20 protein-coding genes are annotated in these 22,175 nt (G+C 64.4%); 10 read left to right on the top strand and 10 right to left on the bottom strand.

Annotation, left to right across the window (positions count from 1 at the left end):
• On the bottom strand, positions 1-384 hold the full coding sequence (gene gcvH / locus IAE34_RS11850; RefSeq protein ID WP_200139142.1) for a glycine cleavage system protein GcvH: 384 nt from the start codon (positions 382-384) through the stop codon (positions 1-3).
• A 754-nt stretch (positions 385-1,138) separates the two neighbouring features.
• Between gcvH and IAE34_RS11845 the strand changes: the two genes are divergently transcribed.
• The 3 genes from IAE34_RS11845 (at position 1,139) to IAE34_RS11835 (ending at position 3,054) form a co-directional block, all read left to right on the top strand.
• Positions 1,139-1,570, top strand: a complete 432-nt coding sequence (locus tag IAE34_RS11845; protein WP_200139141.1) for a hypothetical protein — start codon at positions 1,139-1,141, stop codon at positions 1,568-1,570.
• 111 nt (positions 1,571-1,681) lie between these two features.
• A complete protein-coding gene (locus IAE34_RS11840) occupies positions 1,682-2,782 on the top strand; it encodes an S-type pyocin domain-containing protein (RefSeq protein ID WP_200139140.1) in 1,101 nt (366 codons plus the stop codon).
• Positions 2,783-2,790: 8 nt separating this feature from the next.
• On the top strand, positions 2,791-3,054 hold the full coding sequence (locus tag IAE34_RS11835; RefSeq protein ID WP_200139139.1) for a bacteriocin immunity protein: 264 nt from the start codon (positions 2,791-2,793) through the stop codon (positions 3,052-3,054).
• 420 nt (positions 3,055-3,474) lie between these two features.
• Here IAE34_RS11835 and IAE34_RS11830 read toward each other — a convergent pair whose 3' ends face one another.
• Positions 3,475-4,983 (bottom strand): sigma-54-dependent transcriptional regulator, encoded by a 1,509-nt coding sequence (locus IAE34_RS11830; RefSeq protein WP_200139138.1) that lies wholly within the window; start codon positions 4,981-4,983, stop codon positions 3,475-3,477.
• A gap of 113 nt (positions 4,984-5,096) precedes the next feature.
• Complete coding sequence (locus tag IAE34_RS11825; protein ID WP_200139137.1) at positions 5,097-5,465, bottom strand: DUF5064 family protein; 369 nt, start codon at positions 5,463-5,465, stop codon at positions 5,097-5,099.
• A 72-nt stretch (positions 5,466-5,537) separates the two neighbouring features.
• Between IAE34_RS11825 and IAE34_RS24750 the strand changes: the two genes are divergently transcribed.
• Positions 5,538-5,861, top strand: coding sequence for a hypothetical protein (locus IAE34_RS24750; protein WP_200139136.1), 324 nt, complete (start codon positions 5,538-5,540; stop codon positions 5,859-5,861).
• 143 nt (positions 5,862-6,004) lie between these two features.
• Here IAE34_RS24750 and IAE34_RS11815 read toward each other — a convergent pair whose 3' ends face one another.
• The 7 genes from IAE34_RS11815 to gap all read right to left on the bottom strand — a co-directional run bounded on the left by IAE34_RS11815 (position 6,005) and on the right by gap (position 14,046).
• On the bottom strand, positions 6,005-7,354 hold the full coding sequence (locus tag IAE34_RS11815) for a CoA transferase (RefSeq protein WP_200139135.1): 1,350 nt from the start codon (positions 7,352-7,354) through the stop codon (positions 6,005-6,007).
• Between the two features lie 56 nt (positions 7,355-7,410).
• A complete protein-coding gene (locus IAE34_RS11810; RefSeq protein ID WP_200139134.1) occupies positions 7,411-7,827 on the bottom strand; it encodes a YbaN family protein in 417 nt (138 codons plus the stop codon).
• 52 nt (positions 7,828-7,879) lie between these two features.
• Positions 7,880-8,485, bottom strand: a complete 606-nt coding sequence (locus tag IAE34_RS11805; RefSeq protein WP_200139133.1) for a biliverdin-producing heme oxygenase — start codon at positions 8,483-8,485, stop codon at positions 7,880-7,882.
• 139 nt (positions 8,486-8,624) lie between these two features.
• Complete coding sequence (locus IAE34_RS11800; RefSeq protein WP_200139132.1) at positions 8,625-11,213, bottom strand: TonB-dependent receptor; 2,589 nt, start codon at positions 11,211-11,213, stop codon at positions 8,625-8,627.
• 157 nt (positions 11,214-11,370) lie between these two features.
• The gene (locus IAE34_RS11795) at positions 11,371-12,330 is read right to left on the bottom strand and encodes a FecR family protein (RefSeq protein WP_325100991.1); all 960 of its coding nucleotides are present in this window, start codon (positions 12,328-12,330) and stop codon (positions 11,371-11,373) included.
• 62 nt (positions 12,331-12,392) lie between these two features.
• Positions 12,393-12,905 (bottom strand): RNA polymerase sigma factor, encoded by a 513-nt coding sequence (locus IAE34_RS11790; protein ID WP_200139131.1) that lies wholly within the window; start codon positions 12,903-12,905, stop codon positions 12,393-12,395.
• A 139-nt stretch (positions 12,906-13,044) separates the two neighbouring features.
• Positions 13,045-14,046, bottom strand: coding sequence for a type I glyceraldehyde-3-phosphate dehydrogenase (gene gap, locus IAE34_RS11785; protein ID WP_200139130.1), 1,002 nt, complete (start codon positions 14,044-14,046; stop codon positions 13,045-13,047).
• Between the two features lie 266 nt (positions 14,047-14,312).
• Here gap and edd point away from each other — a divergent pair, with 266 nt between their 5' ends.
• The 6 genes from edd to IAE34_RS11755 all read left to right on the top strand — a co-directional run bounded on the left by edd (position 14,313) and on the right by IAE34_RS11755 (position 22,173).
• Complete coding sequence (gene edd / locus IAE34_RS11780; protein ID WP_200139129.1) at positions 14,313-16,139, top strand: phosphogluconate dehydratase; 1,827 nt, start codon at positions 14,313-14,315, stop codon at positions 16,137-16,139.
• The gene (locus IAE34_RS11775) at positions 16,136-17,092 is read left to right on the top strand and encodes a glucokinase (RefSeq protein ID WP_200139128.1); all 957 of its coding nucleotides are present in this window, start codon (positions 16,136-16,138) and stop codon (positions 17,090-17,092) included. The genes edd and IAE34_RS11775 overlap by 4 nt, the downstream gene beginning before the upstream one ends.
• A gap of 74 nt (positions 17,093-17,166) precedes the next feature.
• Positions 17,167-17,940 carry a response regulator gene (locus IAE34_RS11770; protein ID WP_442793222.1) on the top strand — a complete coding sequence of 258 codons (774 nt, stop codon included), beginning with the start codon at positions 17,167-17,169 and terminating at the stop codon, positions 17,938-17,940.
• 52 nt (positions 17,941-17,992) lie between these two features.
• Positions 17,993-19,387, top strand: coding sequence for an ATP-binding protein (locus tag IAE34_RS11765; RefSeq protein WP_442793225.1), 1,395 nt, complete (start codon positions 17,993-17,995; stop codon positions 19,385-19,387).
• Between the two features lie 139 nt (positions 19,388-19,526).
• On the top strand, positions 19,527-20,780 hold the full coding sequence (locus IAE34_RS11760; protein ID WP_200139126.1) for a D-mannose isomerase: 1,254 nt from the start codon (positions 19,527-19,529) through the stop codon (positions 20,778-20,780).
• Between the two features lie 106 nt (positions 20,781-20,886).
• Entirely contained in the window at positions 20,887-22,173 is a 1,287-nt protein-coding gene (locus IAE34_RS11755; protein ID WP_200139125.1) for an ABC transporter substrate-binding protein, read from the top strand.
• Positions 22,174-22,175: the final 2 nt, after the last annotated feature.

Here is a 22,175-nt window from a genome sequence, read left to right as displayed (position 1 = left end):
TCAGGCGTTGGCGTTGGCTTGCAACAGGCGGTCGTAGGCTTCCTGATCAAGCAGACCGGCGACCTGGTCGCGGTGCTCGGGGATGAAACGGAAGAACCAGCCTTCGCCCTGGGGATCTTCGTTGACGCGCTCGGGGTTGTCATTCAGCGAAGGGTTGACGGCCACTACCTCGCCGGACAGCGGCATGTAGACGCCACTGGCCGCCTTGACCGACTCCACCGTGGAGGCTTCGTCGCCTTTTTCGTAATGTTGCAGGTCTGGCAGTTGCACGTAGACCACATCCCCCAGGGCATTCTGGGCGTAGGCGGTGATGCCTACGGTGACGCTGCCGTCGGCTTCGACTCGCAGCCATTCGTGATCTTCGGTGAAACGCAACTCGCTCATGGGAAATCCTCGTAACGCAGGGATGGGCGCGGTGGGTTCGCGCTCTTGAGATGGGATTTTCCATGCAAATGATAGGCCATCAGTAAAAATACATATAAATCAGTAATCTAGTGGGTTCTAGTAATTGGTTTGTAGCTGCTTGGAATGAAATCGTTACGACTTGCACTCAATCCTGAGTTGCCGGCCCCTCAGTTCCTTGATCTTGGATGTCTGAGTGAGAATGTATTGAAATCAATACAGTGTACTGATTTCAATACGATTCACTGCTTTTCGGTATTACTTCATGCTGCTTGTACTTGGACGAAAGTACCCATCACGATGAAATGTTACCAGATGTTCAAGCTCGTTGTTTAATAGTTAGATAGAGGTCGTTAGTGGTTGCTTATTCATCGTAGGAAGTGGCTGACGTCCATTGCGCTTCTTTTTTTCCAGAATACGAAGATCTAGAAATCCGGCTACGGCACGATACTGGCGTGAGCCTATTTTTAAGAAGAAAGGATATAGGGTGAATCCATATTTCTATTCGCTTATTCCTGACAAATATAGGGGTGGTCGCCGTTCTGAAGAGTGTACGTGTTAAGAAGATACGTTCTCAAGGAGAAGTCCATGGCTCGGAAGAAAAGACAAGTTACATTGCCCCCCCATCTATGTCGGAGCACAACCCCATCGTACCGGACACTCCCCCCCTGGGGGGAACGTTGCCAATCATGTGGGTCCTACCCTGGACGGGTTCAAGGTCGCTGCTGCGGGGGCTATGAAAATAGCCGATGATGCAGCGAGGGGATTTTATCAGGCCAACATGTCTGCAATGACAGCTATGGTCGAGCAGCAAGTTATTGCGGTGCGTAATGAGTTAGGAAATCATCAACCTTCCTACATTGAAAGCCTCCAGGCAGACATAGCGGCCCGGTCGGTCTTGATCGAGCGCAAAATGGTTGATGTGGGCCAGCAGCATGAGATAGCGAATAGTTACTATGGTTCGTCGCCTTTTGACAAAAATGCCGACTATTACGCCGGTGCTACGTTCCAAAACATTGCAACTGGCCGTATAAAGGTTTCGAACGTTCAGGAGGCTCTAAATACTGCTTATCGCGCCGCCTACACCGTAAAGTTGCGAGAAGCTGAAATACAGATGCTTAAAGCGCAAATCGCCGAGCTACAACAGGCCCTTCACGCAGCGCTCTAGCAACTCAACGCAGAGGAAGAAGCTCGAGCCAAGGCGCGGCAGGAAGTTGAGGCCCAGGCAAAGGAGCAAGAAAGAGCGATAGCTGAGGCTGAAGCGCAGAAGGCGCAGGAGTTGTCGGCCGTCCGAGCAGCCAACACATACAACCTTGATTTTTCGGCTGGAGTTTCCCTTCGCTTTGCTGCAGCTTTAAGTGCTGCCGGGCAAGTCTTTTCAGACATCATATCAACTCAAGTGATCGCCGATGCTATCGCTGAGTTGAAGAATGCCCGAGCCGCAGGGCTGGCAGGACCTCTCGGCGTCGGGATTGCGGCGCTGCTGTATCCGTCTGAGTTGGGTAATGGGGAGCTTTCGGGGAACTACCTACTCAGCACTTCGTTGGCCGATCTCGGTGTAGATGTCGGCAGTGAGGCCCAGGCAGCCGCCCTGGCCCGCGGAGCATTGGACTTGCCGGTGAGGATGGCGAGCCAGAGCGAGGGGGCCGACCGAGACGCCGTGGTCGTCGCCGGGACCGAAGGCAAGGCTCACACTTCTGCTGTCCGAGTGCTGGCGGCAACCTTGGACACCGAGACCGGTAATTATAGCATTACGACCGAGGATACGCCCTCTAGAACTCTAGTTTGGACGCCCGCCACTACCCCAGAGAGCAATTCGACAACCTCTCCGGCCATACCACTGCCAGCAACATTCTATGTGGGGCCTGCCCTTGAGCCGTTACAGGGACGATTGGACTCATTTCCAGAACTTGAAGACACCGGGTTCGATGACTACGTTGTCATCTTCCCCTCTGACTCAGGGTTGCCACCGCTTTATCTGATGTTCAGAAGCCGGCGACACATGCCGGGTGTTGTTGTTGGGATGGGCGAAGACATGGCAGGTGCTCTCTTGATTGAGAACAATAGACAGGGAAGCAATATTCCTGAGCAGATCGCCGGAAAAATGCGAGGCCAGAAATTCAGTAGTTTTGGAGCGTTTCGCAGTAGCTTCTGGATGTGGGTTGCCGATACTCAAGAACTTTCTGTACAGTTCGATCGTGCTGACCTCCACATGATGCGTAGAGGGTTGGCGCCGCTCGCGCTGCCTGGTGAGAGGGTAGGTGGAAGGATTAAATATGAAATTCACCACAAAGTAAGAATTGCTGATGGTGGTGATGTCTATGACGTGAGTAACATGATAATCTTGTCGCCAAAATTTCACATTGAGGCTCACAGGTGATGAAGACTATGAAAACGATTTCTGATTTTACAGAAGCCGAGTTCTATGAGCTCGTAAATGCTATCTATCATGCTGACCCCGAGGTCTTTCCCAATGAGCGTGCTCACACTCAAGCTATTTTGGAGTTTGAAAGGTTGGCTGAACATCCCCTTGGCTCCAGTGTTATTTTTCATCCAACCAGAAATGGATTGAAAGACGGTCCCGAAGAAGTCGTAGAAGTAATCAAACGATGGCGGGTCGAGCAAGGACTTCCTGGCTTTAAGGCTGAATGATATTTACTTATTAACGCTCGGTAATATCGAAGTAGTGTCACACTGTGCAGTGAGGCTGCTTCGATCATGAAAACTGGTCTTCTGGATTTCATCTATGGAGTTTCTGCACTGCGATTGATACCTTGATTCACCCCGGTCAGAGTCGAGAGTCCAAAAGTGGACATCGTGCCATATCGGTTTCGGCTCCGCCCGCTAAAAAATAACCCCTCATTGCATTGCTCTCTGAGCTATGTATGAAAGCGCTGCAGCACGGGGTTTACGCTGAACCCGTTGGAGCATGCAAGCCAGCTCCGACAGAGATCGGTGTCCACACGTATTGTACGGAGCCCCAGAGCCCCGGTATCGAGGGCATCCGATTGATCGAGATTAACGGCACTGGTTTACATGTGCGGTTGTTCAGTGATTCTCAACATGCGAGGCTCAGGTTTTTCCTGGAATACCATACTTGCGCAGTCGCTGGGCAATCGCGGTATGTGAGGTCTGCAGCCTTCCCGCCAACTGACGCGTAGAGGGGTAAGTCGCATACAGCCGCTGCAACAACTCACGCTCGAAGTCGCCGACAGCCTGTTCCAGGCTGGTCACCTCGCCATCCTGGCCACGTGCCACCGAGGTGCCGGCGATGTCCAGGTCGCCGATGTCCACGACGCTGCCGTCGCAGATGGCAGCGGCGCGAAAGATCACGTTCTGCAACTGGCGCACGTTGCCCGGCCAGGGGTTGGCCAGCAGCGCCGGGTGCGTGGCCGGCGCCAGGCGGCAGGGTGGGCGCTGGATCTGGGTGCAGGCCTGTTGCATGAAGTAATGGGCAAGCATGAGGATGTCCTGGCCGCGCTGGCGCAAGGGCGGGACTTGCAGGTTGAGCACATTGAGGCGGTAGAACAGGTCCTCGCGGAAACTGCCTTCGCCGACCATGCGCTCGAGGTCGCGGTGGGTGGCGCTGATGATGCGCACATCGACCTTGACCTCGCGGTCGCCGCCCACCCGGCGGAAACTGCCGTCGCTGAGAAAACGCAGCAACTTGGCTTGCAGGTAAGGCGACATCTCGCCGATTTCGTCGAGGAACACCGTGCCATTGTTGGCCAGCTCCATGAGCCCGGGCTTGCCACCGCGCTGGGCGCCGGTAAAGGCACCGGGGGCATAGCCGAACAGCTCGCTCTCGGCCAGGCTCTCGGGCAGCGCGGCGCAGTTGAGGGCCAGGAACGGCGCGGCCTGGCGACTGCTCAAGGCATGGCAGGCGCGAGCCACCAGTTCCTTTCCGGTGCCGGTCTCGCCGTGCACCAGCAGTGGGGCATCCAGGGTGGCGACACGCAGGCCGCGGGCCTTCAGGGTGGCGATGGCCGGCGAGTCGCCCAGCAGCGACTCGAAACCTGTAGCGTGGTCGTGACGCAGGGCCGACAGGCGTTCGCCCATGCGATTGGGCGGATACAGGGTGAGCAGCGCGCCGGCCTGGGTGATCGGCGTGGCATCGAGCAACAGGCTCTGGCCATTGAGCTGCATCTCGCGCATGGGCAGGTGAAAGTGGTTGTCGCGCAGGGTCTGGAGCAGGTTCGGGTCGCCGAACAGCTCGTCCACCGAGCGGCCAGCCGACTCGCGCCCACACAGGGCGATCAGTGCCGGATTGGCCAGCAGTACCTTGCCGGCGCTGTCCACTGCCAGCACCGGATCGCTCATGGCCGCCAGCAGCGCATCGAGCTGCAGGTGGCGACGCTGACCCGGCAGGATGTCGACCACCTCCACCGATTGCACGCCCTGGATCTCGAACAAGGCGTCGTGCAGTTCCTCCAGCACGCTCGGGCTGAGGGTGGGGGCATCGATATAGACGTTCGGCGGCACCATCTCCACGGCATCGAGGTTGAGGTGACGGGCACCGAGCAGAGCCAGGACTTCCTGGGTGATGCCGACGCGGTCGATGAAGCTGACGTGGATGCGCATGGGGCGGGCGATCCTGGGACGAAAGCAGGCAGTATGCCTTGCGATCGACGACGCGCCCACTGGCAGTGGCCCAGCGCCGGTGATCCGCCAGCGCCCAGGCGCCCTTCAGGCGCTCACTGCAGGTGTTCGGGCTTGATCGGATCGCCGGATTTCACGTCGAGGGTCTGGCGAATGTCCTCGAACATGTGGTCGTACAGCCGATGCGGCGACGCCAGGCTCTCGAACTTCTTGGGGGCTGCCAGGTAGGCCTGGGCCCTGCGCGTGAGTTGCATGAGAAAGCTCGGCAGGACCTGGTCCTTGGCCAGGAAAAAGCGCTCGTCGACCGGCTGGTCTTCGATGCTGCCATGCATGTGGAACTGGATGCCGCGCCCTTCCTTGGGGTCCTGGATTGCCTCGTACTCGATGGCAAGGTCGTAGCTGTGGTCGTTGCGGTTGAGCGCGGTGCGCTCGATGTGCACGCGACCAGGATGGAACTGGGCCATGGGGCGGTCCTCCGCGAGTTCGAAAATGGCCGGTGGCACGCACCGGCCAATGGCTGTCAACGGTAGCCGATCATGGCGTGCCCGGTCGAGGCGCGCCTACCGGCGGTGCCGTTGACGATGTTCTCGATGTCTTCCGGCGAGCTGATCACTGCGACCTTGCCGGTGCGTCGGGGGAAGTCGCAGGCGGCCTGGATCTTCGGGCCCTATGGCGCCGGCCGAGATATCCAGCGTTTGCAGTACGTCCGGCTGAGCCTGGGCGGTCGGCTGGTCGAAATCGAAATGGGCGGCCTCTACGTCGGTGGCGATGATCAGCGGATCGGCCTGCAACTGCTCGGCCAGAAGCGCAGAGCACAGGTCCTCGTCCATCACGCTTCGACGCCCTTGAGCCGCCCATAGTCATCATATCGCGTGGGAATGCTGGCACCCCCGGCACAGATCAAGGAGCTGCCTCTTTTCAGGTGCCGTTGGACGGGTCGGGTTTCACAGCTGTGTGTGGGCCCTGGGGAAATGATCACCAACGCGTGAAAATCGGCACCTGGTCACCAGTGCGGTGCGCACGACCCCAGCGCGTTGGCTGCGATGTCCCACGCCAGAGACGCCTGGCCGACCCGCAGCGGACCTTTGAGGCGCTTTGCCGGGCCCCAGGGTGTCTGTTCCAGTGCAAGTGACAGGTCCTCGGCGGTTTCCTCCTCCAGCGGCAGGTCATCGACCACGGTGCCGTGCTCGACCAGCAAGCGGGCCGTGCGCGCCAGCGACAGGCGGGCACGGTAGCCGCTCCCATGACCCATGCGCTGCTCCAGGCCGCGAATCGCCTCGGCGGCCATCAGATAGCCGGTCGCATGGTCCAGCGCTTGCACCGGCAGTGGCACGGGCTGCTCGCTTTGCTGCCAGCGCATGCCTTCGCGAGCGATGCCGGTGCTCATCTGCACCAGGCTGTCGAAGCCGCGACGCATCTGCCAGGGGCCGCTACAGCCATAGGCATTGAGGCTGACATCGACCAGCCCGGGGTTGATCTGGCGCCGGTACTGCGCGCCGAAGCCCAGGTCTTCCAGGGCGTCGGCACGGTAGCCGTGCAGAAGTACGTCGGCTTCGCCAAGCAAGCGCGCGAAGACCTCGCGGTCCGCCGGTGCATGCAGGTCCAGCCGGGCGCAGCGCTTGCCCAGCGTCACCTCCGCCACCAGCGAGGGTTCCTCCCAGCCAGGTGGGTCGATGCGCAGCACCTGGGCGCCGAATCCGGCGAGCAGGCGGCTGGCAGTGGGACCGGCGATGATGCGGGTCAGGTCGAGCACCTTGACGCCCGCCAGCGGCCTGGCCTCGCTGCCGCTCCACACCCGTGGCGAGCCTGCGGCGAACGTCTGGCGAATCACCAGCGGTTCCTGATTGACCGCGCAGCCTTGCGGATGGGCACACCACTGCGCCCAACTGCGCATTTTCGCGGCGCAGCCACCGGCCTGCACCACCGCACTCTCCAGCGCTTCGGCGTCCCAGCGCGCCACCTGCGCGGCGACTGCCGTGCGCTCGGCGGGCGTACCCAGGACGTCGAGCGCCGCCCGGCGGTGGTGGGCGGCATTGGTGTGCAGCCGAATCCAGCCATCGCGCGTGGGATAGTCGCCGGCGATGGCATCCCACAGCGGCGGCGTTCGCCAACCTTGGGGGCGCAGGCTGGTGGCGAACCACAACGAGGCCAGGCGCCGGTCGACGCTGACCAGCGGACAGTGGTCGGTCTGCTGTTGCACCAGGCGGGCCAGGGTCAGGCCGGCCGCCGCCAGGCTGGCCGCTGCCAGGTCGGTGACGGCGAAGGTGGAGGGCAGGGCACCGACGCCTTGCAGGCGCAAGGCGTCGATGTCCAGGTCCAGTTCTTGGGCGATGGTGTCGAGCATCGGGTACATGCAGGATCCTCCTTGCTGGAGACCATTGCAGTACATCCGCAGCGTGGATGCAACGTTCAGCGATGCAGTTGGGCGGGAAACGGCGCGGTAGGCCGCTCGGGACGCGACCAGATCCACAGGTTGCCCAGGGTCATGCCGGCGATGGCCAGGAATACCGGCCAGCGATGTTCGAGCACCATCAGCATCAAACTGGCGCACAGCAGCATGCTCAGGGTGGCGCTGACCTTGGCGCGACGCTGGATGACCTTGCCATTGCGCCAGTTCCACAGGATCGGCCCGAACAGGCGATGGTGTTCCAGCCAGGCGGACAGCCGCGGCGAGCTGCGCGTCGCGGCCCAGGCGGCGAGCAGGATGAATTCGGTGGTGGGCAGGCCAGGGACGACGATGGCCACCAGGCCGATGCCGAGGCTGACGTAAGCCAGCAACGCATACAGCAAGCGGGACAATCGGGAGCGTGCGAGTCGAGTCGTCATGGTCTCACTGCAGGGCGATCCGGCCACCGGGAGGGTGGCCGGCCAAGGCGTTTCAGGCCAGCGCGGCGTCGGTGGCGTAGGCATGCCTGAGCAGCTCGGTGAAGCGCTCGAAGGCCGCTACGGCTCCGCGCTCGGCGGCGGCGTCCTGTTCTTCGGACAACTGCAGCGCGTCGAGGGTCCGTGTGAACTGTTTCCAGCCTTCGGCACGCCCGCCAGCCGGCTCGCCGAGATGGCGGGCGCCGAAGGTTTCGGACAGACCCAAGGCCTGGGCACGCTTTATCAGAAACGCAGCGCCCAGTTTGGAGCCTTCGGAGACGAAGATCCAGCCCAGCGCCTGGCCCAGGGTCGGCGCGCTCAAGGCACCGGCTACCGGCGCGGGCAGCGCGGTGTCCAGGTCGGCCAGGTCCAGCCCGGCCTGGGTGGCACGGCAGCGTGAGGCCAGATCCGGGAAGATCGAGATCAGCGCTGGGTCGGTGTACAGCGCCTGGAGTTCGGACTGGAACAGGTACTGGGCGACGACGAAGCGGGCGAAGCTGTCGCGGCTGTCGAACGGTGCGTGGGATTTGACCAGCGCATCGAGGTCAGTGTGGGGTGCATGGGTGACGTGGTTGAGGCGCTGCGAGCGCAGGGCGGGGCGCTCGGTGGGGGCTTGGCTCATGGGGGCATCCTTGGGAAGTGGGGCGGTCTAGACAAGACGAAGCAGAAGACGCGCGTCAGTAAAAAAACCTCACCCACGATCGGCTGCCGAGCAGCCCATCGCGGGTGAGCCGCCGCTCCCGGAGGAGCGGTAGGCTGGATCAGATGTCCCACACTACGTTGATGGCGAAGTTGCGCCCTGGCTGGGTCAGGCGATCGAGGTTGGCCGGCTGGGTCACCGCGGCTTCGCCCAAGCCGTCGTAGCCGCGCACGTCGTCCCACTGCCAGTACTTCTTGTCGGTGAGGTTGTAGAGGCCGGCGTTGACCGTCACGTCGTCGCTGACCTTGTAGAAGCCGGTCAGGTCGAGCACGCCGTAGCCGGGGGTGCGGAACTGCGCGCTGGCGCCATCCGGGGCGAAGAAGGTGCTGTCGTCGACCCGGGTCTTGCGCTTGACCAATGTCCAGCTCAGCAGACCGCCATAGCGCGCCTGTTCGTAACCCAGGCCCAGCACGGCGGTGAGCGGGTTGACGCTGTTCAGCGGCTGGCCGTTGTCGTCGTTGCGGCCATGGGCGTAGGCCAGCGAGCCCTGGGTATAGAGCCCTGGCGTGGCGCCGAGCGCGTCGAGGTTCAGGCGGCCCTTGAGCTCGGCGCCCTTGATGGTCGCGTGGCGGATGTTGTTGGCCTGGAAGGTCGACTCCAGGTTGGCCGACTGCACGGCGTCTTCGTTGATGAAGTCGCGGTACTTGTTGTAGAACACCGCGACGTCGAAGTGGCCAGACTCGAAGTTGCCGCGCAGGCCGGTCTCGTAGCTCTTGCTCTTCTCCGGCTCCAGGTCCGGGTTGGGCTCGACCCGGTAGCCGAGGGTAGGGTTGTCGAAGCGCCCGTACATGGACTTGGCGGTCGGCGTGCGGAAGCCCTCGGCGTACTGGCCGTACCAGGTGTAGTGGTCATCGAAGGCGTAGGTGATGCCGAACTTGGGCGAGACGCGGTGCCAGCGCTTGTCCGAGTCGTCGATGTCGGAGGGTGCTGCGCCACTGCCCTGGATGCCACGCAGGAACTCGTCGGTCATCTTCGGTGACAGGCGGGTGTAGTCGTAGCGTGCGCCAGGCAGGAAGGTCCAGTCGTTCCAGCGGATTTCGTCCTGGGCGAACAGGCTGTAGGTGTCGACGGTCGGGTCCGGGAAATCGCTGACCCGCACCTGGCTGTCGTTGACGCTGACCTGGCCGATGGCGCGGCAGGTACCGCCCACGTTCAGGCAACGGCCGCTGCCGCTGCGCGAGCCGGTGACCTTTTCGTGCTTGAACGTGGCGCCGTAGGTCAGCAAGTGCTCGGTGTCACCCAGGCTGAAGGCTTTGTCCAACTGGCCGTCGAACACCCACTGGCGGTCCTTGTAGGTGGTCTGGCGGTCGCGCGCCACCTGGCGACCGGAGGCGAAATAGAGCTCGTCGGTACGCTGGTCGGTCTTGGCGATCTGGTAGTTCAGGCTCCACTTGGCGTGGTCGGCGAACAGGCTGTCCAGGCCGAATTCATGGTTGATGCCGACCCGCTCACGGGTCACGGTGTCGTTGCCCTGGCGCATTCGGTAGCTGTTCATGGCGCCGAACCCGGGGATGAACGGCCCGCCGACGGCGCTGAGGATGTTCTGGTCGCGGTCGTCCTTGTAGCGCTCGTAGGTCAGACCCAGGCGCGCGTCGTCGGCGTAGTTCCAGCCCAGCTTGGCCAGCACGTTGGTGGTGCGCACGTCCTGCGGGTTGGCGGCGGTACGGCCCAGGCCGGTACCGCCGTGGCTGGCGTAGGACTCGGTCTCGTGGCCGTTGCGCTGGCTCAGGTGCAGCAGGGCGTCGAACTCGCCCTGGCGGCCGGCGAGGGTGGCGGAGGTGAGCCAGCTCTCGTCCGCCGAGCTGTAGCCGGTCTTCAGGCGCGCGCCGAGATCCTGGCCGGGCTTGATGATGTCGTCGGCGTCGAGGGTGTAGTAGCTCACCGCGCCGCCAATGGCGTTGCTGCCGTACAGCACCGACGCCGGACCGCGCAGGATCTCGACGCGCTTGACGATTTCCGGGTCGACGTAGTTGCGCTGGGTCTGGGCGTACGGCCCATAGAAGAAGCTGTCGGGGATCGACACGCCATCGACCTGGGTGAGGATGCGCTCGCCGTCGATGCCGCGGATGTTGTAGCCGGTCAGGCCGCTGCGCTGGCCGGCGCCGCCGACCGACACACCGGGCTCGTAGCGCACCAGTTGCTTGATGTCGTTGACGTTGTTGCGGTCCAGCTGTTCGCGGCCCTGCACGCTGACGCTGCTCGGCACCTGGCTGACGTCCTGGGCGCTGCGTGTGGCGCTGACGGTGACCTGCTGCAGGGCGATCACGTTGCCGCTGCGCTGGCGCTCCAGCACCACGTTGTTTTCGCCGACCAGGCGCAATTGCAGGCCCGTGCCTTCGAGCAGGCGGCGCAGTGCGGCCTGCGCCGGCAGCGTCCCCTGCACGCCTGGCGAGGCGACGTCTCGAGCCAGCTCGGCGGAAAAACCGACCTGCCAGCCAGTGACCTGGCTGAAGGCGTTGATGGCCGAAACCAGCGGCTGCTGGTCGATGGCGAAGTGGTAATCGCCGCCGCGCGGGCTGCTGGCCTGGGTGGGCTCGACGGCCAGCGCCGGCAGGCAGTCGATACCGCTGGCGAGCAGCGCCAGGGTCAGCAGGGACAGCGGTCCCCGGCGTCGAGAACTGAAGTGAACGGGGGAAGGACCTGAGGACATCGAAAGCGCTCCCTGTCGCGCGAACCGTCATGAATGGGTGCTGTTCTTGCTTCTTGGAACAAGAATCAGTTGCATTGGCTATAACGAGACGGGTTCGCGTCGAGATCGCGTAAAAAAACTTTTGCTAGCTCTGGCCGGTAGCGGTGAGCGCCTGGGGTCAGTTGAGGATCACCAGCCGGGGGTACTCGTGCAGCTCGGCCGAGGTGATGTGCGCCAGCGCCCTGAGGGTTTCCAGCGGCTGGTCCAGGCGATAGTTGCCAGTCACCGCGACCTGCTCCAGGCGTGCATTGCGGTTGATGATCCAGCCGGGGTAGTAGCGTCGCAGTTCGTCCAGCACCTGGCTCAACGGGCAGTTCTCGAACACCAGCCGACCCTCCACCCAGGCCAGTTCCTTGTTCGGGTCGATGCGCTGACGCTCGCTGAAGCCTGCCGGACCGACATCGATGCTGTCGCCGGCACGCAGTCGCACTCGCTGGTCGCTGGCGGCCAGCAGATCGACGTCCCCGCGCTGCACCCGGACCCGCGCCAGGCCATCGAGGTAGCGCACGGCGAAGTGGGTGTCGTGGGCCTGGGCGCGCAGCGGGCCGGCCTGGACTTCCAAGGGAGCCTGGTCGCCACCGGGCACCTCGAAATAGGCCTCGCCCTGGAGCAGGCGCGCGACCTCCTGGCCTTCGCGACGCTGGCTGGAGAACGCGGTGTCGGTGTTGAGCAGCACCTTGGCGCCATCGCCCAGTTGCAGGCGCTGGCGTTCGCCGACCTGGGTGAGATGATCGGCCTGCAGGCGCGTCGGCAGGTTGCCGAAGCTCAACAGGCCCACCACCAGCACGGCGGCAGCGGCCAAGGGCTTGCGATAGGTGCGCAGGCGGCCGGACAGCGAGCGTCGGCGTTGCCGCTGCACATCGCCAGCGAGCCGATGCAGGGCCGCGCCATTCCACAGCGCCTCGGCGTCCACGTAGGCCTGGGCGTTGTGCTCGTCGGCCTCCAGCCACGCTTGGAAGGCTTGGGTGTCCTGGTCGCTGGGCGCCTGCAGGCGGATCAGCCAGTCCTGCGCTTCGTCCAGGGCGCGGGCGCGGGCATCTGGCGCGGCGGGCGAGAGGCGAGGGGCAGGTTCGGTCACGGCGGTTCCTGGCACGGAGTTCGTTGCAGATGATCGGCGCTGCGGGCAAGACTGGCAAGCGCTCACGCGAGGCGCTCGGCCACCCCCACACAGATCGCCATGATCAGTTTCAGTTCCTTTTGCACCGTGCTGGCCGACACCTGCAACTGATCGGCGATTTCCAGGTAGCTGGCGCCCTGCAGGCGGCTGAGGACGAAGATGCGCTGCTGGCGCGCGGTGAGGCTGGCCAGGCTCTGCCCCAGGCGTTCGAGCAGCTGCTGGGCATGCACCGCGTCTTCGCTGCTGACCTGTGGCGCGGCGATGCTGTGCAGTACCGGCTCCGGCACGTCGTCGACGAGCATGCGCGACTGCACGCGGCGCGCACGCAAATGGTCCAGCGCCAGGTTGCGCGCCGTCTGGAACACGAACGGTTCCAGGTGCTCGACGGGACGCTCGCGCAAGGCCCGGGTGACACGCAGATAGGTGTCCTGCAGCAGGTCTTCGGCCGTGCTGGGATTACCCACCATGCGCTGCAGGGTGCGTAGCAGCGAGAGGCGCTGGGCGAGGAACACGGCGGTGAAGCGGGACTGACTCACGGGGAAACCTGACCGAACGGGAGCGAATGATAATGCTTGTCATTCGTGACGAAGGTCAAGTGAGTAAATGTCATCGCGTGTTCGGCCAGGGGCATCGGCCGCCCGCCGCTGCCCAGCCGCCGCGCCTGCTACGCAAGCCTCACTGGGCTCGGAACAATGCCAGGCAGTTGTCCAGCATGCGGTTGGAGAAGCCCCACTCGTTGTCGTACCAGGCCATTACCTTGAGCATGCGCCCGTTGGCGCGGGTGTGGTTGGCATCGAAGATCGACGACAGCGGGTTGTGGTTGAAGTCGCAGGACACCAGCGGCAGGTCGTTGTAACCCAGCACCCGCGAGTGGCGGGAGGCCTCCAGGAATAGCGCGTTGACTTCATCCGCGCTGACCTCGCGGGCGAGCTGCACGGTGAGGTCGACCAGCGACACGTTGATCACCGGCACGCGTACGGCCATGCCGGTGAGCTTGCCGGCCACCTCGGGCAGCACCAGCCCCACGGCCTCGGCTGCGCCGGTCTTGGTCGGGATCATCGACTGGGTGGCCGAGCGCGCCCGGTAGGGATCGCTGTGATAGACGTCGGTCAGCACCTGATCGTTGGTGTAGGCATGGATGGTGGTCATCAGCCCCTGCTCGATGCCGAACTCGCGCTGCAGCACCTGCGCCACCGGTGCCAGGCAGTTGGTGGTGCACGAGGCGTTGGAGATGATCCGATGCGAGGCGCGCAGCACGTCATGGTTGACGCCATACACCACGGTGGCGTCGACCCCTTTGGCCGGAGCCGAGATGATCACCTTGCCGGCGCCTGCGCTCAGGTGGGCGGCAGCCTTCTCGCGCTCGGTGAACAGGCCGGTGCACTCGAACACCACATCGATGGCCTCGGCTTTCCAGGGCAGCTCGGCCGGATTGCGGATGGCGCTGACGGCGATGCGGTCGCCGTTGACCGTGAGGCTTTCATGGTCGGCCTCCACGGTGGCGTCGAAGGTGCCGTGGACGCTGTCGTACTTGAGCAGGTGAGCGTTCATCCTGCTGTCGCCCAGGTCGTTGATGGCGACGACCTGCAGGTCCTGGCGGTAGCCTTGGGTATAGAGTGCGCGCAGGACGTTGCGTCCGATGCGGCCGAATCCGTTGATCGCGATGCGAAGGGTCATGGCATTACCTCTGGCAGTTCGGGCGAAGCCTGTGGCACAAAGGCACCAGTGCTCCACTGAAACGGTTTTGTTATAGGAATTACAAGATTATTCACTCACAGATAGAAAACAAGCATTTTTAGTGGCAATATTTTTGTAAATCTACAACGAGTGATCGAGCTCAAGCGCTGACGACCTCCCGCACCCTGCCTTCAAGCCTAGGTTGCCAAGCCCGCCAGCGCCGCCGTCGGTTCAGATCGCCCTTACCCTAGCCTGGAGTCCAGTACATGCATCCGCGCATCCTCGAGGTCACCGCCCGGTTGACCGAACGCAGCCGTGCCACCCGTGAACGCTACCTCGAGCTCATCCGCGGCGCGGCCAGCGAAGGACCGATGCGCGCCAGCCTGCAATGCGCCAACTTCGCCCACGGCGTGGCCGGGTGTGGCAGCCAGGACAAGCAGAGCCTGCGCATGATGAACGCGGCCAACGTGGCCATCGTCTCGGCCTACAACGACATGCTGTCGGCGCACCAGCCGTACCTGCACTTCCCCGAACAGATCAAGCAGGCCCTGCGCGAGGTCGGCTCGGTCGGCCAGTTCGCTGGTGGCGTGCCGGCCATGTGCGACGGCGTGACCCAGGGCGAGCCGGGCATGGAGCTGGCGATCGCCAGCCGCGAGGTGATCGCCATGTCCACTGCCATCGCGCTGTCGCACAACATGTTCGATGCCGCGTTGATGCTCGGCATCTGCGACAAGATCGTGCCAGGCCTGATGATGGGCGCCTTGCGCTTCGGCCACCTGCCGACCGTCTTCGTGCCGGGCGGGCCGATGCCCTCGGGCATTTCCAACAAGGAAAAGGCCGACGTGCGCCAGCGCTACGCCGAAGGCAAGGCCAGCCGCGAGGAACTGCTGGAATCGGAAATGAAGTCCTACCACAGCCCTGGCACCTGCACCTTCTACGGCACCGCCAACACCAACCAGCTGGTCATGGAGGTGATGGGCCTGCACCTGCCGGGCGCCTCGTTCGTCAATCCCTACACCCCGTTGCGCGACGCCCTCACCGCCGAGGCGGCGCAGCAGGTCACGCGCATGACCAAGGCCAGCGGCAGCTTCATGCCGCTGGGCGAAATCGTCGACGAGAAGGCGCTGGTCAACTCGATCGTCGCCCTGCACGCCACCGGGGGCTCGACCAACCACACCTTGCACATCCCGGCCATTGCCCAGGCCGCCGGTATCCAGCTGACCTGGCAGGACATGGCCGAGCTGTCCGAGGTGGTGCCGACCCTGTCCCACGTCTATCCCAACGGCAAGGCCGACATCAATCACTTCCAGGCCGCTGGTGGGATGAGCTTCCTGATTCGCGAGCTGCTCGATGCCGGGCTGCTGCACGAAGACGTCAACACCGTGGCCGGGCGCGGCCTGCGTCGCTATACCCAGGAGCCCTTCCTCGAGGACGGTCGTCTGGTGTGGCGCGAAGGCCCGCGCCAGAGCCTGGACGAAAACATCCTGCGGCCGGTGGCGCGGCCGTTCTCGGCCGAGGGCGGCCTGCGGGTGATGGAAGGCAACCTGGGCCGTGGCGTGATGAAGGTCTCTGCCGTGGCGCCCGAGCACCAGGTGGTCGAGGCCCCGGCGCGAATCTTCCACGACCAGCAGTCGCTGGCCGAGGCGTTCAAGGCCGGCGAACTGGAGCGCGATTTCGTCGCCGTGGTGCGCTTCCAGGGGCCGCGCTGCAACGGTATGCCCGAGCTGCACAAGCTCACGCCATTCCTCGGCGTGCTGCAGGATCGCGGCTACAAGGTGGCGCTGGTGACCGACGGGCGCATGTCCGGCGCTTCAGGCAAGATCCCGGCGGCCATCCACGTGTGCCCAGAAGCCTTCGACGGTGGCCCGCTGGCAAAGGTGCGCGATGGTGATATCGTGCGCGTCGACGGTGTCGAAGGCACGCTGCAGCTGAAGGTCTCGGCCGAGGAACTGGCCGGGCGCGATCAGCCCGATGCACCCCTGGGCAACGACCTGGGCTGCGGCCGCGAGCTGTTCGGCTTCATGCGCATGGCATTCAGCCCGGCAGAGCAGGGCGCCAGCGCCTTTACCTCGGCTTTGGAGCGATTCAAATGAAGGCCTTGCTGGTCGGCGACATCGGCGGTACCAACGCACGCTTTGCCCTGTGGCGCGACAATGACCTGCACGCGGTGCAGGTGTTCGCCACGGCGGATTACTCCAGCCCCGAGCAGGCCATCGAGGCCTATCTGAAGGAGCAGGGCATCGCCCGGGGCGGCATTTCGGATGTGTGCCTGTCGGTGGCCGGCCCTGTGGAAGGCGATGATTTCCGCTTCACCAACAACCATTGGCGGCTCAACCGCACGGCCTTCTGCCAGGCATTGCAGGTGCAGCGCCTGCTGATGCTCAACGACTTCTCGGCCATGGCCCTGGGCATGACCCGGCTCAAACCGGGCGAGTTCGTCGAAGTCTGTCCGGGTCAGGCCGATGACGCCCGCCCGGCGCTGATCATCGGCCCTGGCACCGGCCTGGGCGTGGGCACCCTGCTCAGCCTGAACAAGCACTGGATGGCGCTGCCCGGCGAGGGAGGGCACGTCGACCTGCCCGTGGGCAATGCGCGCGAGGCCGCCATCCATCAGCAGATCCACAGCCAGATCGGCCACGTCAGCGCCGAGACCGTGCTCAGCGGCGGCGGCCTGGTGCGCCTGTACCAGGCCATCTGCGCGCTCGACGGCGCCACGCCGCAGCACAAGACTCCGGCGCAGATCACCGATGCCGCGCTGGGTGGCGAGCCGCGCGCGCTGGCGGTGGTCGAGCAGTTCTCGCGCTTCCTCGGGCGGGTGGCCGGCAACAACGTGCTGACCCTGGGGGCCCGTGGCGGTGTGTACATCGTCGGTGGGGTGATCCCGCGCTTCGCCGAGCTGTTCCTGCGCAGCGGCTTCGCCGCCAGCTTCGCCGACAAGGGCTGCATGAGCGGCTACTTCCCCGGCGTACCGGTATGGCTGGTCACTGCGGAGTTCTCCGGGTTGCTGGGTGCGGGCGTCGCCTTGCAGCAGGTGCTGGACCACTGAGCGGTCGCGTGGGGCGAGCCAGGACCGCGCGATGCCGGTCGGACTTGCCCCACACAGGCCCCAGCGCTTGTACAATGCCCTCAGCAGGCGCCAAGACCTGCCCCCACCACAGGGATCTCATTGTGAGCACTGCCGGCAAGACGATCTTGATGGTCGACGACGATCAGGACATTCGCGAACTGTTGCAAACCTACCTCAGCCGCTCGGGCCTGCAGGTGCAGGCCGAGGCCGACGGCCAGGGCTTTCGCCGTGCCCTGGAGGCCGGCGCCTACGACCTGGTGATCCTCGACGTGATGCTGCCCGACGAGGACGGCTTCAGCCTGTGTCGCTGGGTACGCCAGCATCCGCGTCATGCGCGGGTGCCGATCATCATGCTGACCGCAAGCTCGGACGAGACCGACCGCATCATCGGCCTGGAACTGGGCGCCGACGATTACCTGGGCAAGCCATTCAGCCCGCGCGAGCTGCAGGCGCGCATCAAGGCCCTGCTGCGCCGCTGCGACTTCGCCACGGCGAGCCCAGGCAGCGCGGTGCTGGCGTTCGAGGACTGGCGCCTGGACACGGTCAGCCACCGGCTGTTTCACCGCGATGGCGAAGAAGTGATCCTTTCCGGCGCGGACTTCGCCTTGCTCAAGCTGTTCCTCGACCACCCGCAGCAGATCCTCGACCGCGACACCATCGGCAACGCCACCCGCGGGCGCGAACCCATGCCGCTGGACCGTATCGTCGACATGGCGGTGAGCCGCCTGCGCCAGCGCTTGCGTGACACCGAAAAGCCACCGCGGTTGATCCGCACCGTGCGTGGCAGCGGCTACTTGCTCGCGGCGAATGTCAGCAGTGCCGGCTGACGCGGGCGTCGAACGGCGCTGGCGCCTGCTGCCGCGCTCGTTGCTGGGCCGCATGCTGCTGCTCACCTTGCTGGTGGTGCTGATCGCCCAGGGGTTGTCGAGCCTGATCTGGCTCGCCCAGTTGCGTGCCAGCCAGGTGCAGGGCCTGCGCGCCAGCGCCAGCAGTCTGGCCCATTCCATGAGCGCCAGCGTCAGTTACTTCCGCTCGCTGCCGGTGGCATACCGGCCGATGGTCCTGGACCAGTTGCGCAGCATGGGCGGCACGCGGTTCTTCGTCTCGCTCAACGACAAGCCGCTGGACATGCCGGTGCTTGCGATCACCGCGCGCAAGGCGGCGGTGATCGATGAAGTTCGCCGGGTGCTGCACGAGCGCCTCGGTCAGGGCATGGAGATATCCGTGGAATTCGTACGGCCCGAGGACCTGCGCATCTTCAACAGTGGCCTGAAGCTCGACGAGCTGCCGCGTTCCTGGGCGCACTACGCCTTGACCCTCGAGCCGCTCAACCCACCGGTACTGGTGACCCAGATCCGCCTGGGCGAAGGCGAGTGGCTGTACATCGCTTCCCTGCTGCCCGAGCCCTACACGGGCCTCGAACCGCAAAGGCTGCCGCGCCAGCAGATCGGCTTCATCGTCCTCACCACCGCCTTGCTGCTGCTGTTCATCGGCCTGCTGGTGCACTGGCAGAGCCTGCCGCTCAAGCGTCTGGCGCGCACGGCGCGGGAGATGTCCCTGGGCGCCGAGGTGCCGCCGGTGGCCGAGGCCGGGGGCAGCGAAGTGGTGGAGGTGGGCCGTGCGTTCAACGCCATGCGCGAGCGTATCAGCCGCTACCTCACCGAACGCTCACAGCTGTTCAGCGCCATTTCCCACGACCTGCGCACCCCCATCACGCGCCTGCGCCTGCGGGTAGAGCTGCTGGAGGACGAACACTTGCAGGCCAAGTTCAGTCGCGACCTCGACGAGCTGGAGCTGTTGGTCAAAGGGGCGTTGCAATGCGTGAAGGACACCGACATCCACGAGAACATCGAGCCGGTGGATCTGAACCAGGTGCTGGAGTTTCTCGCCGAACCCTACCTGCGCGATGGCCGCATCACCGTGGAAGGCCGTGCGCTGGCGCCCTATCACGGCAAGCCGCTGGCACTGCGCCGCTGCATCGCCAACCTCATCGACAACGCCATCAAGTACGGTGAGCGTGCACACCTGCGCATCATCGACAGCCACGAGGGCTTCGTCCTGCAGGTCGACGACCAGGGGCCGGGGGTGCCCGAACAACGTCTGGAACAGGTGTTCGAGCCGCATTTCCGTCTCTCGCCCCAGCAGCAGGGCTATGGCTTGGGCCTGGGCATCGCGCGCAACATCGCCCACAGCCACGGCGGCGAAGTGAGCCTGTTGAACCTGCGCGAGGGCGGTCTGCGCGTGACCCTGTACCTGCCGCGGGTAATCGACTGACCCGCCAGCAGGCGTGACGACGCTGTCACGATTCGGTGACATTCGCGCCGGCCTTCGTGACCTGCACGCCAGGGAGGCTGGCTAGAATCCGCAGACGACAGGCATCCCGACCTGTCACTGGCACGGATTGATACCACCGATGGACAGTATCGCTCTTGCTCCCGGCAGTTGGCTCGACGCCCCGGTTCACCACGCCTGGCTGGACACCGAGGGCCTGCGCCTGGTGACCTTCGCCAAGGCCTCGCGCCTGCCCGACGGTTTCGGCGCGCTCGATGCGCAGGGCTCCCTGGCGCCGGATGCCTTCGCCGACACCCTGAACACCACCCGCATGACCCACTGCTTCGCCCTGGCCCATGTGCAAGGCATTCCCGGCTGCCTGCCGCTGGTCGAGCATGGCGTGGCGGCCCTGCGCGACGGGCCACTGCGCGATGCGCGCCACGGCGGCTGGTTCATCGATGCCCAGGCCCGGGCGCCGCGCACCAAGACCGCCTACCTGCATGCCTTCGTCGCCCTGGCCGCCAGCTCGGCGGTGGTGGCAGGCGCGGTCGGGGCGCAGGCGCTGCTGGCCGAAGCCATCGAGGTGATCGACGCGCACTTCTGGAGCGAGGAGGAGGGCGCGCTGCGTGAGTCCTACCACCAGGACTGGTCGCACGGCGAAGCCTATCGCGGCGCCAACAGCAACATGCACGCCACCGAGGCGTTTCTCGCCCTGGCCGATGTCACCGCTCAGCCTCATTGGCTGGACCGCGCCTTGCGCATCGCCGAGCGGATCATTCGCGATCCCGCCGCCGCTCCCGACCATGCCGTGATCGAGCATTTCGACGCGGCCTGGCAGCCTTTGCCCGACTACAACAGCGATCATCCGGCCGATGGCTTCCGGCCGTTCGGCACCACCCCAGGCCATGCGTTCGAGTGGGCGCGGCTGCTGTTGCACCTGGAGGCGGCCCGTCGCCGGGCGGGTCTGAGCGTGCCGAGCTGGCTCGTCGCGTCGGCCCGTGGGTTGTTCGCCAGCGCCTGTCGCCAGGCCTGGCACGCCGATGGCGCGCCGGGCCTGGTCTACACCCTGGACTGGCAGCAGCGCCCGGTGGTGCGCGCGCGCCTGCACTGGACCCACGCCGAAGCTTGCGCCACGGCCGCCGCATTGCTGCGCCGCACCGGCGAGCGCGAGTACGAGCAGTGGTATCGGCGCTTCTGGGACTTCATCGACGCGCATTTCATCGATCGCCACGCGGGCAGCTGGCACCATGAGCTGGACCTGCAGAACCGCCCTGGCACGAGCATCTGGAGCGGCAAGCCGGACCTGTATCATGCCTACCAGGCGGTCCTGCTGCCGCGCCTGGCATTGGCGCCAAGCCTGGCCACGGCGCTGGCTCGGTCGAATGTAACCAGATGATGACATTCAGGCGTCGCTTCGTTACCTGAAGCGGTGGACCTGCTTACTAGAATCGATGCAACGCAAGCGAACGACTTGCCCCGCATAACAAGAACAAGGTACTCCAATGAATTCCAAGCTCCGTCTGGCTGCTGCCATTTCCCTCGCCTCCCTCATGCCGCTCAGTGCCTTGGCTGCCGACTCCAAGGGCACCGTCGAGGTAGTTCACTGGTGGACCTCCGGTGGCGAGAAAGCCGCCGTCGACGTGCTCAAGGCACAGGTCGAGAAAGACGGCTTCACCTGGAAGGACGGCGCCGTCGCCGGCGGTGGTGGTGCCACCGCGATGACCGTGCTCAAGAGCCGCGCCGTGGCCGGCAACCCGCCCGGTGTCGCCCAGATCAAGGGGCCGGACATCCAGGACTGGGCCGCCACTGGCCTGCTCGACACCGACGTGCTCAAGGACGTGGCCAAGGAAGAGAAGTGGGACACCCTGCTCGACAAGAAAGTCGCCGACACCGTCAAGTACGACGGTGACTACGTCGCCGTACCGGTGAACATCCACCGCATCAACTGGCTGTGGATCAACCCCGAAGTGTTCAAGAAGGCTGGCATCAGCGAGCCGCCGACCACCCTCGAAGCCTTCTACGCCGCCGCCGACAAGCTCAAGGCCGCCGGCTTCATTCCCCTGGCCCATGGCGGCCAGCCCTGGCAGGACAGCACCGTGTTCGAGAACGTGGTGCTGGCGGTGATGGGCGTGGACGGCTACAAGAAGGCCCTGGTGGACCTGGACGAGAAGACCCTGACCGGTCCCGAGATGATCAAGGCGCTCACCGAGCTGAAGAAGGTCGCCAGTTACATGGACCCGGACGGCAAGGGCCAGGACTGGAACCTGGAGGCCGCCAAGGTGATCAACGGCAAGGCTGGCATGCAGATCATGGGCGACTGGGCCAAGAGCGAATGGACCCTGGCCAAGAAAGTCGCGGGCAAGGACTACCAGTGCGTGCCGTTCCCCGGCACCGGCCAGGGCTTCCTGTACAACATCGACTCGCTGGCGGTGTTCAAGCAGAAGGACAAGGGCACCGCCCTGGGTCAGCAGGACATCGCGCGCAAGGTGCTGGGCGAGGACTTCCAGAAGACCTTCAGCATCAACAAGGGCTCTATACCGGTGCGTAACGACATGCTCGAGCACATGGACAAGTACGGCTTCGACAGCTGCGCCCAGACCTCGGCAAAGGACTTCCTGGCCGATGCCAAGTCCGGTGGCCTGCAACCGAGCATGGCGCACAACATGGCGACCACGCTCGCCGTGCAGGGCGCCTTCTTCGATGTGGTGACCAACTACATCAACGACCCGAAAGCCGATGCGGCCGATGCGGCGAAGAAGCTCAACGCGGCGGTGAAGGCTGCCAAGTAACC

The organism is Pseudomonas sp. S30, assembly GCF_016518545.1.
Lineage (GTDB): Bacteria > Pseudomonadota > Gammaproteobacteria > Pseudomonadales > Pseudomonadaceae > Aquipseudomonas.
This window is presented reverse-complemented; position numbering and strand designations above follow the sequence as displayed.